This window comes from Streptomyces sp. TAA040 (assembly GCF_000424845.1).
In genome coordinates, this window is sequence record NZ_AUKR01000001.1 from 42964 (window position 1) to 55185 (window position 12222).

Annotated in this window: 14 protein-coding genes and 1 pseudogene; 8 read left to right on the forward strand and 7 right to left on the reverse strand. The window is 74.0% G+C overall.

Going from position 1 to position 12222, the window contains the following annotated elements:
* Complete coding sequence (locus tag H300_RS29040; RefSeq protein ID WP_051269230.1) at nucleotides 1–1071, reverse strand: hypothetical protein; 1071 nt, start codon at nucleotides 1069–1071, stop codon at nucleotides 1–3.
* A 304-nt stretch (nucleotides 1072–1375) separates the two neighbouring features.
* Here H300_RS29040 and H300_RS24250 point away from each other — a divergent pair, with 304 nt between their 5' ends.
* Nucleotides 1376–2437 carry a small ribosomal subunit Rsm22 family protein gene (locus H300_RS24250; protein ID WP_078515642.1) on the forward strand — a complete coding sequence of 354 codons (1062 nt, stop codon included), beginning with the start codon at nucleotides 1376–1378 and terminating at the stop codon, nucleotides 2435–2437.
* Between the two features lie 94 nt (nucleotides 2438–2531).
* Here H300_RS24250 and H300_RS0100205 read toward each other — a convergent pair whose 3' ends face one another.
* Nucleotides 2532–2723, reverse strand: coding sequence for a DUF6243 family protein (locus tag H300_RS0100205; RefSeq protein ID WP_028425775.1), 192 nt, complete (start codon nucleotides 2721–2723; stop codon nucleotides 2532–2534).
* Between the two features lie 157 nt (nucleotides 2724–2880).
* Between H300_RS0100205 and H300_RS0100210 the strand changes: the two genes are divergently transcribed.
* The 4 genes and pseudogenes from H300_RS0100210 (at nucleotide 2881) to H300_RS0100225 (ending at nucleotide 6257) form a co-directional block, all read left to right on the forward strand.
* Complete coding sequence (locus tag H300_RS0100210; protein ID WP_028425776.1) at nucleotides 2881–3480, forward strand: TetR/AcrR family transcriptional regulator; 600 nt, start codon at nucleotides 2881–2883, stop codon at nucleotides 3478–3480.
* Between the two features lie 338 nt (nucleotides 3481–3818).
* Nucleotides 3819–4538 (forward strand): bifunctional DNA primase/polymerase, encoded by a 720-nt coding sequence (locus tag H300_RS0100215; RefSeq protein ID WP_028425777.1) that lies wholly within the window; start codon nucleotides 3819–3821, stop codon nucleotides 4536–4538.
* Between the two features lie 224 nt (nucleotides 4539–4762).
* Nucleotides 4763–5245: pseudogene (locus tag H300_RS24255) on the forward strand (ATP-binding cassette domain-containing protein); the annotation flags it as partial.
* A gap of 49 nt (nucleotides 5246–5294) precedes the next feature.
* On the forward strand, nucleotides 5295–6257 hold the full coding sequence (locus H300_RS0100225) for an SCO2278 family lipoprotein (protein WP_028425778.1): 963 nt from the start codon (nucleotides 5295–5297) through the stop codon (nucleotides 6255–6257).
* Between the two features lie 87 nt (nucleotides 6258–6344).
* On the opposite strand, the gene H300_RS0100230 is transcribed toward H300_RS0100225, so the two are convergent.
* A complete protein-coding gene (locus tag H300_RS0100230; protein ID WP_028425779.1) occupies nucleotides 6345–7013 on the reverse strand; it encodes a biliverdin-producing heme oxygenase in 669 nt (222 codons plus the stop codon).
* 199 nt (nucleotides 7014–7212) lie between these two features.
* Nucleotides 7213–8070 carry a type I methionyl aminopeptidase gene (map, locus tag H300_RS0100235; RefSeq protein WP_028425780.1) on the reverse strand — a complete coding sequence of 286 codons (858 nt, stop codon included), beginning with the start codon at nucleotides 8068–8070 and terminating at the stop codon, nucleotides 7213–7215.
* A 67-nt stretch (nucleotides 8071–8137) separates the two neighbouring features.
* Between map and H300_RS0100240 the strand changes: the two genes are divergently transcribed.
* Nucleotides 8138–8377, forward strand: coding sequence for a hypothetical protein (locus H300_RS0100240; RefSeq protein ID WP_028425781.1), 240 nt, complete (start codon nucleotides 8138–8140; stop codon nucleotides 8375–8377).
* 54 nt (nucleotides 8378–8431) lie between these two features.
* Here H300_RS0100240 and H300_RS0100245 read toward each other — a convergent pair whose 3' ends face one another.
* The gene (locus tag H300_RS0100245; RefSeq protein ID WP_028425782.1) at nucleotides 8432–9040 is read right to left on the reverse strand and encodes a hypothetical protein; all 609 of its coding nucleotides are present in this window, start codon (nucleotides 9038–9040) and stop codon (nucleotides 8432–8434) included.
* A 185-nt stretch (nucleotides 9041–9225) separates the two neighbouring features.
* Between H300_RS0100245 and npdG the strand changes: the two genes are divergently transcribed.
* Complete coding sequence (gene npdG / locus H300_RS0100250) at nucleotides 9226–9915, forward strand: NADPH-dependent F420 reductase (protein WP_028425783.1); 690 nt, start codon at nucleotides 9226–9228, stop codon at nucleotides 9913–9915.
* 118 nt (nucleotides 9916–10033) lie between these two features.
* Nucleotides 10034–10237 (forward strand): hypothetical protein, encoded by a 204-nt coding sequence (locus H300_RS0100255; RefSeq protein WP_028425784.1) that lies wholly within the window; start codon nucleotides 10034–10036, stop codon nucleotides 10235–10237.
* A gap of 31 nt (nucleotides 10238–10268) precedes the next feature.
* Here H300_RS0100255 and H300_RS0100260 read toward each other — a convergent pair whose 3' ends face one another.
* The gene (locus tag H300_RS0100260) at nucleotides 10269–11054 is read right to left on the reverse strand and encodes a site-2 protease family protein (protein ID WP_028425785.1); all 786 of its coding nucleotides are present in this window, start codon (nucleotides 11052–11054) and stop codon (nucleotides 10269–10271) included.
* 76 nt (nucleotides 11055–11130) lie between these two features.
* Nucleotides 11131–11985, reverse strand: a complete 855-nt coding sequence (panB, locus tag H300_RS0100265) for a 3-methyl-2-oxobutanoate hydroxymethyltransferase (protein WP_028425786.1) — start codon at nucleotides 11983–11985, stop codon at nucleotides 11131–11133.
* Nucleotides 11986–12222 lie beyond the last annotated feature (237 nt).

Consider the following 12222-nt stretch of genomic DNA (forward strand, 5'->3'; position numbering starts at 1 on the left):
TCAGCCCCTCCCCGCGAGCGCGCCGACGAGCGCGGTCACCGCGGTGGTCAGCCCGCCGACGTCCTCCACCAGGGCACGGAACTTCCGCAGCGCCCGCAGCAGTCGGCCGCGGCCCGCCTCGTCCTCCGGGGGACTGTTCTGCTCGGCGGCGTCCAGCTCGTCGCCCGCCTCCCGGTAGGTCTCCTCGTCGATCTGCTGTCGTCGGTGTGCCTCCGTCAGTTCCTCCCGCAGGCGGACGAGTTCCCGCTTGAGGTCGAGCTCGCCGGAGCCGGGGCCGCCGGAGTTCCAGGTCTGCCGCACCTCGCGGTGCGCGATGCCGATCGCGCCGTGGTGGAAGCCGCCGTGCACCGTGCCGATGCCGCCCTGCGCCGGTGGTGCGGGTGCCGCCGCCCCGTGCGGCGGGCTGCCCGCTCCCGCGGTCGGTCGCGCGTCCTCCGCTCGCGCGTCGGCCGGGCGGCCGGTTCCGGGGCCGGTCGCGTCGAGCCCGGGGGGCTCCACGTAGCCGGGGACCCGTATCCACAGCCTGTGGTCCGTCATCTCCTTGGCGGAGAACCTCACCGAGCGGTACGCGACGGGGTCGATGCCGGGGTAGTCGTGCCGGACGACCGCCTGGTACAGCGCGTCGGACACACCGACGGCGAGCACCCCCTTCGGAGCCGCGTCCAGGGTCCGGCGCAGGTCCGGCAGGTCCACCATCCGGAAGGCGGCGTTGAGGTCTGCTCCGACCCAGCCCCTGCCGTCCCACGCCACCTCCCCGGCGTGCAGAGCGGCGCGCAGCCGGAGGGCGCGGGCGCCCTCGCGGTGCTGCCGGGCGTGCTCGCGGAGCTCCCCCTCCAGGGCGTCCACGAAGGTGCCCAGCAGGATCGGTTTGGGCACACCTGCGGGGAGGAGCAGGAGTATCCCGTCCCCGCGGTCCTCCACGTGGGACGAGTCGATGCCCGCGGCAGTCAGTGCGCGCCGCGTGAGCTGGTACATGCGCTGGCGCAGCCAGGCCTGGTCCGGGTCGCTGCGGTGGCCGGATCCGACGATGTCCAGGATGGCGATCAGGAAGTAGCGTGGTGTGGGTCCCATGGTGCCTCTCTTCGAGCCGTTCGTCCGCCGGGGGGCACGAAGTGCGCCCGCCGCGCCGGTGTGCTTCCTGAGTACCGCTTCGGGGGAGCCTGTGCTGCGTCATATGACGCAGAGGGTCCGAGCTGACCGGCGTGCGGGCCCGAACGGGTGGGCGCGTCCCCCGTGACGTGCGCCCCCGGGGTGCGCCGTGCCTGGGGGTATTACCCGATCCGGGGCCGGGCCGGGCCGGGCCGGGTGCGTGCGGCCGCGGGCTGCCGCACGCCCGGGCGGGGAGCCACCGGCGGCTCCCTAGACTGTGCCGGTGATCGACGCTGAACTGCGGGCCGCTCTCGCCGCCCTACTCGACGGCCTGCCTCCGCGGCAGGCCACCGCCGCGGTGGACCGGCTGATCGCCGGCTACCGCGGGACGACCCGGACCAGTACGCCGGTGCTGCGGGACCGGGCCGATGCGGTGGCCTACGCGGCGTACCGGATGCCGGCCACCTTCGAGGCGGTGCGCGCGTCCCTGTCGGCCCTCGCCGGCCGTAGGCCGGACTGGACACCGGTGGTACACCTCGACCTCGGCGGCGGCACGGGCGCGGCGACCTGGGCGGTGGCCGACGTGTGGGCCCGGGCCGCGGACAGCACGGTGCTGGACTGGGCGGAGCCCGCCCTGGAGCTGGGCGCGGAACTGGTCGGCCGGGCGGACGCCGGACCGTCCGGGGTCGCCTGGCGGCGTACCCGGATCGACGCGCGCCTCGACCTGCCGGACGCCGACCTCGTCACCGTCTCGTACGTGCTGGGCGAACTGACCGCGCAGGACCGGCGGGCGGCGGTCGCCGCCGCGGCCGGCGCGGGGACGGCGGTGGTGCTGGTCGAGCCGGGCACCCCGGACGGCTACCTCCGGATCCGGGAGGCCCGCGACCAGCTGATCGCGGCCGGACTGACCGTCGTGGCCCCGTGCCCGCACAACGACACCTGCCCGATGGTCCCCGGTGCGGACTGGTGCCACTTCGCGGCGCGGGTGAGCCGCTCCTCGCTGCACCGCCAGGTCAAGGGCGGAACGCTGTCCTACGAGGACGAGAAGTACAGCTACGTCGCCGCGGTGCGCCCGCCCGCGGACGCGACCCGGGCGGACGTCGCGGCGGAGGCCGTGGCGGCGGACGCCCGGGTGGTCCGGCGCCCGCAGATCCGCAAGGGCCAGGTGCTGCTGGAGCTGTGCCGACCGGACGGCACGTTGGCGCGGGAGAGCGTCAGCAAGCGGCGCGGTCCCCGGTACCGTGCCGCCAGGAACACCGGCTGGGGTGACCCCTGGCCGTCCGCCGAGGCGGATGCGCCGGCGCGGGAGGCGTCGCCGCAGCACCCGCCTTCCGCGCCGGGGGAGTAGGAGGCGCCGGGCTGCCGACCGGCCCGGGGCCCGGCCGGTGCTGCCGCCGGGGCGGGATGCCCGCTGTCGCCCCGGACGGGGGCCGGAACACCGGTCAGCCGTTCTTCTCCCGCATCCTGCGCAGGAGTTCGCGTTTCTCCGCCATCGGGTCGAAGCCCTTTCCGGCGGGCTCGCCGTGCCTGCTCCGCCGTCCGGCCCGGTCCGGTGTCCCGTGCATCGCCGTGCGCGGGAGGGAGGAGCGGGTGCCTCCGGCCCCCAGCATGTCACCGCTCTTGCCCTTGCCCATGTGCCGCCTCCTCGGATCGCCTGCCGGATCGCCCCGGGTGTGCGCCGGTCCGCACCGCTGCCGGATCGGTGCCGTGCGGGGATATGACCAGTGTGAGGCGATACGTATCGTCTTGTCGAGACGATACGTATCGCCTCTGAATCGGTAGGTTGAGGTCATGACCCCTTCACGCACCCCGGACGCGTCCCGGCGAAGTGAGCGCTCCCGCCGGGCCATCTTCGGCGCGAGCATCGAACTGGTCGGCGAGGTCGGCTATCCGAAGCTGACGATCGAGGCGATCGCGGCCCGGGCCGGGGTCGGCAAGCAGACGATCTACCGCTGGTGGCCCTCCAAGGCGGCGGTGCTGCTGGACGCTTTCACCGCGACCACCGAGGAGGAGTACCGGGACGGCGTCCCGGACACCGGGGACCTGTCCGCCGACCTCAAGAGCGTCCTCCGTGCCACGGTCGACGAGTTCAGCGATCCGGCCTTCGAGGCCCCCTACCGTGCACTGGCAGCCGCCGGCGCCGCCGACCCGGAGCTCTCCCGCCAGTTCGTGGAGCGGCTCACCGAACCCGGGCTGGCGATCTACATCCGGCGACTCGAATCTGCTCGGGAGGCCGGGGACATCGAGGTCGGGACCGACCTGCGGGTCGCCGTCGACATGCTCCTCTCGCCGTTCTTCCAGCGGTGGCTGATGGGCTCGGGTGAACTGAGCCACCGTTTCACCGACACCCTGGTCGACCTGGTGCTCGCCGGGCTGCGGCCGCGGGTCTGAGCCGCCCGCCCCGGACGGCGGCCGAGCGCGGCCCGGTCCGCCGCGGGGCGCGAGGCGGCCGACCGGTGCGAGGCGTTCTACCACGGCTCCGGCGAGGTGTCGGTACATGTCCGGCGATACCGTCGTACGGGGAGCGACCGCTGTTCGCCGGAAGCACAGGTGTGCGACGCCGGTGCTATCACCATGCTGCGTTCGCGCGGCCCCCGGTTACCCATTCCGGGCGGAGGAGGAGCACTATGGGGGCAGTCATCCGTGCTCCGTGAACTCCGGCCGGCTACGGCGCCGGGCGTTCGTCGGTGGACGGCAGCCCACGGCTCCGGCCCGGAATGAGGCGGTAGATGGAACGCGAAGGCAGACTCTCCCACTGGCTGCGCCGCCGTGTCCGGAGCGCCGACGGCGAAGCGGCCAAGACCGCCCGCATCCGGGAAGATCTGCTCCTCTCGTCGGCGGCCGCGGGCTTCCCCCTGGCCCCGGCCGCGCACCCGGACGGCTACAGCTGCTCCTGCGAGCGCATCGGTTGCCCCACACCTGCCAGGCACCCCGTCTCGTTCGCCTGGCAGACCCAGGCGAGCATCGACCCGGAGCAGGTCGAGCGCTGGGCCCGCAACCGTCCCGACGCCAACTTCGTCACCGCCACCGGGCTCAACCACGACGTGCTCGACGTCCCCTACGACGCGGGCCGCGCGGCGCTGGAACGGCTGGAGGAAGAGGGGATCGAGGTCGGCCCGGTCGCCGTGTACGGCGAGGACCGCATGCTCTTCTTCGCCGCCACCCGGGGGACTCCGGAGGACGAGGACGAGTGGTGGCCCTGCGACCTCGACTGCCACCCCGAGACGATGGACGAGCACCCCGGGCTGCGCTGGCACTGCCGCGGCAGCTACGTCCTGGTGCCGCCTTCCCGGGTGCTGGGTGAGGGGCTGTCCGACGTCCGATGGGTCCGGGCCCCCGAACGGCCGCTGCCGGACCCGTTGACCATGCTGGAGGCGCTCACCGACGCCTGCGCCGTCCATGCGGGCGATGCCGAGCACGAGGAGCCCGCCGCCTGGCCGGTGCGCTGACCGGCGGCGCGGCGGACGTCCCCGGGGGGTGAGGAGCGCCGGACCGTCAGCGCTCCGCGGTAACGGCGGCGCGCCGTGTACGCAGCCGCCTCCCGGAGTGTGGCCAGCCCCGCCCAGCACAGTCGCCGGCGGAAGCCCGGCGCCGTTGGACGCCAGGACCCGGGAGCCGCCGCCGGCCGTGCCGGCCGGGGAGACACCGCCCGTCGGGCTGCCGGTGGGCGATCTCCCTGGCCCTCCCGCTTCCGGTGCGGGAGGTGGTGCGGCTGGGACGCGCGCGCTGGTCCGGCACGCCGGCGCAGCGCGGGGACGAGGAGGTCGTCGAGGCCGCGATGGCCGCCACCGAGTTCTCCCGGTTCGCGGAGCGCCCCTTCGCGGCGCTCTCCGGCGGGGAGCGGGCCCGGGCGGCACTCGCCCGGGTCCTGGCCCAGCGCGCGCCGCTGCTCCTCCTCGACGAGTCGACCGCGGCGCTCGACCTGCGACACCAGGAACTCGTGCTGCGGCTCTGCCGGGAGCGCGCGGCGGCCGGTGACGTCGTGGTCGTGGTCCTGCCCGACCTGGGACCGGCCGCCGCCCACGGCGACGCGGCGACGGTGTTCGACGCCGCTCTGCTGTCGGAGGTCTACCGCCAGCGCGTCGAAGTCGTACCGCATCCCCGGACGGGCGAGCGGTTGGTGGTCCCCGTCCGCCGGCCGGACCCGTGCGGGTAAGGTGCGTCCCTGCGGCAGTGGTTCACGGGGGCTCGGGGAGGGCGCGGGCATGAGGACGCGGGTACTGGCGGCGGCGGGTGCCGCGGTGCTGGTCGTCGCGCTGAGCGGCTGCGTGACGGTGCACGGGGAGAAGGCCGTCGTAACCGCCGTCTCGGAGGCCGAGGCGGCGCGCACGCTGAAGGAGTTCGTCGAGGTCGGCAACCGGGCGGACCGGGACCACGACGCGGAGCTGAGCCGCGGTGTCGAGAGAGGTGCGCTGGGCGCCGTCGACGCCGCCCGGCTGGAGGCGCACCGGGCGGTCAGCCCGGAGGGGGACCCCGACCACCGTCCCCTGGTGCTGTCCGACACCCGCTTCCACATCCCCGCGCAGGCCGGTTGGCCGAAGTTCTTCCTGGTGGACGCCGAGAGCAGCGACACCGACGAGGGGCGCCTGATGCTCGCCTTCGCCCGCGACGGCGTCGAGGAGAAGTGGAGGGCGGCCTACCTCGGCGTGCTGCCCGAGGAGGAGATACCGGAGTTCGCCACCGACGAGGAGGGGCGGGTGCAGCCGGTGGTGGGCGGGGAGGATCTGCTGCTGCCCCCCGAGGAGCTGAGCGAGTCGTACACCCGCTACCTCCAGGACGGCGAGGGCGACGACTTCGCCGAGGGAGTCCGTACGACCGAGCGCCGGGAGACGCGGGCGGAGTCCGCCAACCGGCCCGCAGCCCGCAACGAGTGGGCGGACATGCCCGCGGACCCGGAGCGGTACCCGCCGATGGGGCTGTATGCGCGGGACGGCTCGGCGCTGGTGTTCTTCGCCTCCCACCACCACACCAAGCAGACCGTGGCCGAGGGGTACCGGCCGGTGGTGCGGCCACTTGTCCGGCCGCTGCTCAAGGGCGAGGCGGAACGGACCCTGACCCAGGTCTTCCTGGCCCAGCAGGCGGTGCGGGTGCCCCCTGTGGACGCGGACGGCGACCGGGTGCGCTTCCTCGACCAGCAGAACGGCCTGATCGAGGCCCGCGGCGGCTGAGCCGCGGCCGTCCGAGTGCCCCGGTCCAGCCGCACGCGGGGCTCGCGTGCACCGGGCGGCTCAGAGGACCGAGGCGGCCGAGGCGGCTCAGGCGGTGAGCGGGAAGCTGCCCTCCAGGTCCTCGAAGACCGCGCTGTTCAGAGCGAAGGCGCGCCGGCACTCCTCGACGATCCGCTGCTGCTCCAACTCGTCCGCCGGGAGGGAGTCCAGCAGCTCGCGGTACTCCCGCTTGAAGGCCGCCGGGTTGGGAACGCCCTCGAAGACGTAGAAGCGCACGCCGTCGCCCTTGTGAGGGAAGCCCCAGGCCTTCTCGGCGGTGTCCCGGACGATCTGCCCGCCGGACAGGTCGCCGAGGTAGCGGGTGTAGTGGTGGGCGACGTACCCGCCCGGCCAGTCGCGGGCGACCTCGCCGATCCGCGCGGCGTAGGCCGCGGTGGCCGGCAGCGGTTCGAGCGCGGCGGCCCACTCCCGCCCCTCGTGCAGGTGGTCCAGGTCGTGCTCCAGCGAGGCGACGCGGAAGAGTTCGGGGCGTATGAAGGGACCGGCCACCGGGTCCGCCGCCAGCCCCGCTGCCGCCTCCTCCAGGGCCCGGTAGACGAACCACAGTTGCCCGGTGTACCGGACGTAGGCGGCCATGCCCAGGCGTGCGCCGAGGAGGTCTCCCATGAAGGTGGAACCGCGGGCGCTCGCGTGCTGCTGGTGCGAGGCGGTGCGGATGAGGGCGGAGAAGGGTGCCGGTTCGGCGGGTGCGGCCAAGGCGGGCCTCCGGGAGCCAGGAGAGCGGGAAGGCGGGAGCGTCGGGCAGCCACAGCGCGCTGACCTGACGGTGATCCTCCTGCTTAGGCTTGCCTAAGTCAACCCCTTGCCGACGCGCTGTCGGTACCCTGGTCCTGTCCCGACGGTCTGTCGGGAAAACCTCCGCGAGCCCTCCGTCCGCCGCCCCGCCGCCCCGCGCTCACGGGAGGGTGAGGATCTCCGCCCCGGACTCGGTCACCACCAGGGTGTGCTCGAACTGGGCGGTGCGCCTGCGGTCCTTGGTCACCACCGTCCAACCGTCCTCCCACATGTCCCACTCGTGGGTGCCCAGGGTCAGCATCGGCTCGATCGTGAACGTCATGCCGGGCTGCATCACCGTGGTGGCCCGCGGGTCGTCGTAGTGCGGGACGATCAGACCGGAGTGGAACGAGGTGTTGATCCCGTGGCCGGTGAAGTCGCGGACGACGCCGTAGCCGAACCGCCTGGCGTAGGACTCGATGACCCGGCCGATGATGTTGATCTGCCGTCCGGGCCGCACCGCCTTGATCGCCCGGTTCAGCGACTCCCTGGTCCGGTCGACGAGTTGCCGGGACTCCTCGTCCACCTCGCCGCACAGGTAGGTGGCGTTGTTGTCGCCGTGTACGCCGTCCAGGAAGGCGGTCACGTCCAGGTTCACGATGTCGCCGTCGCGCAGCACGGTGGAGTCCGGGATGCCGTGGCAGATCACCTCGTTGACCGAGGTGCACAGCGACTTGGGGAACTTCCGGTACCCGAGGGTGGAGGGATAGGCGCCGTGGTCGCACATGTACGCGTGCGCCACCTCGTCGAGCTTGTCGGTGGTGACACCGGGCGCGATCAGCGCGGCGGCCTCGGCCATCGCCCGTGCGGCGACCCGGCCGGCGAGCCGCATCTTCTCCACGGTCTCCGCGTCCTGCACCTCGGGGCCGGTGTACGGCGTGGGCCCCTCCTTGTCGACGTACTCGGGGCGCGGGATCGCGGTGGGCACGGGACGCCTCGGGGAGAGGGTGCCGGGAACGAGAAGAGACTGGCCAGACATGCGGGCGAGTCTAGCGGTGATGCCTCCGGCGCTGGCATCCGTTCGGTCCGTGCGGGACGATGGGCGGATGGCTCTGTTCAAGCGCAAGCCGGTCGGCGACCCGGGCGAGTGGTTCTACTGCCTCAAGCACGGAACGGTGGAGGAAGGGCCGGAGTGCCCGGCACGGGACCGCTTCGGCCCCTACTCCAGCCGCGAGGAGGCTGCCGCCGCGATGGAGACGGCGCACGCCCGCAACGCGGAGTGGCGCGACGACCCCCGCTGGCACGACGAGGACGACCGCCCCGACGGGACCGGCACCCGCGAGTGAGAGGGCGCGCCCCGGCACCGGCCCGCCGCCGCCCTTCAGCGTCGGCGGGTGCGGTCACCAGCGGTCGGGGGGCGGGGCGGTGAGCCGGTCCCCCAGGCGGGACAGCCGGTCCCGGACCCGCCGGCCGCGCCGGGGCAGCGGCACCCCGCTCTCCCCGGCCGCGGCGCTGACGAGGTGCTGGGCGAGTTCGAGGTCCGGCGCCCTGTCGTCGGCGCTGAGCACGTCGTGGGCCAGGCCGCGCAGTTCGGCCGTCCCCGGGAGGTCGGCGTCCAGTGCGAAGACCTGCGCACCCGCACGCCGGGCGCCGTGCACCCGTTCCAGCAGGCCCGCGCCCGGGTCGTCCGGGGCAACCACCAGCAGCGTCGACCCGCGGCGCGCCGACTCCAGCCGGGGCAGGCCCACCGACAGGTGGGGAGGCGCTGTCGCGGGCACCCGGTGCCTGACCAGGGTGGGGGACAGCCCGGGAAGACCGGACCAGGCCGCCTCGTCGTCCAGATGGGCGGCCAGGTGCCACGGTTCGTAGCTCTCGCTGCCGACGAGCAGCAGCCCGCCGCCGTGCGGCGCCACCGAGGACCGCACCGCGCCGGCGAACCGCCGGGCCTCCTGGAGCCACTCCGTTCCGGCGAGCACGTCGCGCAGCAGCGCGACCTTGACGGCGTCCATGCACGGCATCCTGCTCCACGCGTCCCGCCCTCGGCGGCAGAACCGGCCGGTAACCCCGTCCCGGTGCGCGGGTGGTGCGCCGACGCGCGGGGCAGGATGTACCGGGCGGGTGCGCCGGGCGGGGTGAGGCGCGCCACGGGTGGGGGAGGGCCACCCGTCCGCGCGACCCTGGCAGGATCGTCCCCATGACTTCTCCTGCACCCAAGAAGGACCCCTGGGACCTGCCGGACGTGTCCGGGCTCACCGTCGGTGTACTCGGCGGCACCGGCGACCAGGGGCGCGGCCTCGCCTACCGGTTCGCCCGAGCCGGGCAGCGGGTGGTCGTCGGTTCCCGTTCCGCCGAACGCGCGGCCGCGGCGGCGGCCGAACTGGGCAACGGCGTCGAGGGCGCCGGCAACGCCGAGTGCGCCCGGCGCAGTGACGTGGTGATCGTGGCGGTGCCCTGGGACGGGCACGCGGCGACCCTGGAGGGGCTGCGCACCGAACTCGACGGGAAGCTGGTCGTCGACTGCGTCAACCCGCTGGGCTTCGACAAGAAGGGCGGCTACGCCCTCAAGCCCGAGGAGGGCAGCGCCGCTGAGCAGGCCGCCGCACTGCTGCCCGGCTCCCGGGTCACCGCCGCCTTCCACCACCTGTCCGCGGTACTGCTCCAGGACCCGGCCGTCGAGTCCATCGACACGGACGTGATGGTGCTGGGCGAGGAGCGGGCCGACTGCGAGATCGTCCAGGCACTGGCCGGCCGCATCCCCGGTATGCGCGGGATCTTCTCGGGCCGGCTGCGCAACGCCCACCAGGTCGAGTCGCTGGTCGCGAACCTCGTCTCGGTCAACCGCCGGTACAAGGCGCACGCCGGCGTCCGCCTCACGGACGTGTGAAACCGCGCCCCAGGCCCGCGCCCCCGACGTCGGGGGCGCGGGCCGGGCGCGGGTGGACGGACGGGGGCGGGGGTGGAGAATGGGCGGTGCACGTCCCCCCGAACTGGAGCCCGTTCCCATGCCCCGCATCGCCCTGTACGCCCTGCTCGTCTGTGTGCTCGCCCTGGCCGCGGCGGTGGTCTCCTTCGCCCGGGGCAGTTGGCTGGGCGTGGTCTGGATTCTGATGATCGGGGTCGCGTCCAACATCGCCTGGTTCCACTGGCGCCGATACCGGGTCGAGCGGGCCGCCGCCGAGCGGTCCACCGCCGCCGGCGCGGAATGACCGCCGCCGGCGCTCGCGGGGAGGACGGCCGTCAGCGCGGAGCGGCCGCCGGTTCGCCCTGCCAGAACCGGAACAACTCCAGTCCGTCGTAGACGTCCCCCTCCGGGACGCCCAGGCCGCCCATCAGGGCGTGGACGCCGTCCCAGAACAAGGCGTTCAGCTCGGGAACCCACAGGCAGGCGAAGACGGCGATCAGCCCGTACGGGGCGAACGGCTCCACCTGGCGGCGGACCCCCGGCGACAGCCAGGGCTCCAGCACGCCGTAACCGTCCAGGCCGGGCACCGGAAGCGCGTTCAGGAGCGCCGCGGTGACCTGGAGCATCGCCAGGAAGGCCAGCGCGAAGCGGAAGGCGGCCGGCACCCCGTCCAGCGCGTCGAGCCAGAACGGCGCGCTGAGCAGCAGCGCCAGGACGGCGTTCGTCCCCGGCCCGGCCGCGGAGATCAGGCTGTGCCGCAACCGGCCCCGGATGCGGTGCCGTTCGATGAAGACCGCGCCGCCCGGCAGGCCGATCCCGCCCAGGACCACGAAGAGCACCGGCAGCACGATACTCAGCAGAGCGTGGGTGTACCTGAGCGGGTTCAGGGTCAGGTACCCCTTGGCGCCCACCGAGAGGTCCCCGCTGTGCAGGGCGGTTCGGGCGTGGGCGTACTCGTGCAGGCACAGCGAGACGACCCAGCAGGCGACCACGAAGAGGAACACCCACAGCCCGGTCAGCGGGGGCAGGTCCTGCCAGACCGCCCAGCCGCCGAGCACCGCCACGGCGGCGATGCCGAGGAAGACCGGACTGATCCGCTGCTGGGCCGGGGCGCTGTCCATGGGCACCGACCGTACCCGCGGGCCCCGCCTCCACTCCGGGCGGCCCGGAACGGGGGCGGGGGCGCCGCGGGCCGGCTCAGTCGAAGGTGTGCTCGGGGGCGGGGAAGGAACCGCCCCCGACCTCGGCGGCGAACTCCTTCGCCGCGTCCCCGAGGGCCCCCCGGAGTGCGGCGTACTGCTTGACGAATCGGGGCATCCGGCCACCCGTCATGCCGGCCATGTCCGTCCACACCAGGACCTGGGCGTCGCACTCCGGTCCCGCGCCGATGCCGACGGTCGGGATCTGGAGCGAGCGGCTCACCTCTGCGGCCAGGGCGGCGGGCACCAGCTCCAGTACCACCGCGAACGCGCCCGCGTCCTGGGCGGCCTTGGCGTCCCGGACCAGCCGGTGCGCGGCCTCCCCGTCCCGGCCCTGAACCCGGTAGCCCATGGTGTTGACCGACTGCGGGGTCAGCCCCAGATGGGCCATCACAGGGATGCCGGCCGAGACGAGCAGCTCCGTCTGCGGCAGCGAGCGCTCCCCGCCCTCCAGCTTCACCGCGCCGACGCCCGCCTCCTTCACCAGCCGGGTGGCGCTGCGCAGGGCCTGTGCAGGGCCCTCCTGGTACGAGCCGAACGGCAGGTCCGCGAGGACCAGGGCGCGCCGGGTGCCGCGGACCACGGCCGCGGCCAGCATCGTCATCTCGTCCATCGTGACGGGGACGGTGGTGTCGTACCCGAGGTGGCAGTTGCCCATCGAGTCGCCCACCAGCAGGGCCGGGATGCCGGCCTCGTCGAAGACCGAGGCGGTCATCGCGTCGTAGGCGGTGAGCATGGGCCACCGCTCACCGCGCTCCTTCGCGAGGCACAGATCGCGTACGGTGATGCGCCGGTTCTGGGTGCCGCCGTACAGCGCCTTGCTGCTGTCGGCAGCCGCCTGGGCATGCGTCATTGCACTGGCTCCTGTGAGTCGTCTCGAGGCGCCCTGACGGCGTCCCCGGATCTGCTTCCATGGTGACACCGCTCCGTGCCGGGGGAAAGGGCACCCGGCGTCGGCCGGCGCCGCAAGGGGGGCGAATGTGCGCGTTCTGTCACATCCGGAGCCCGTGGCGGGTTCCATGGAACCCGTGACCTCGCCGTGACCGTCGTGCACAGTGCGCGGTCCGCCAGGGGCCGCGGACAGGTTTTC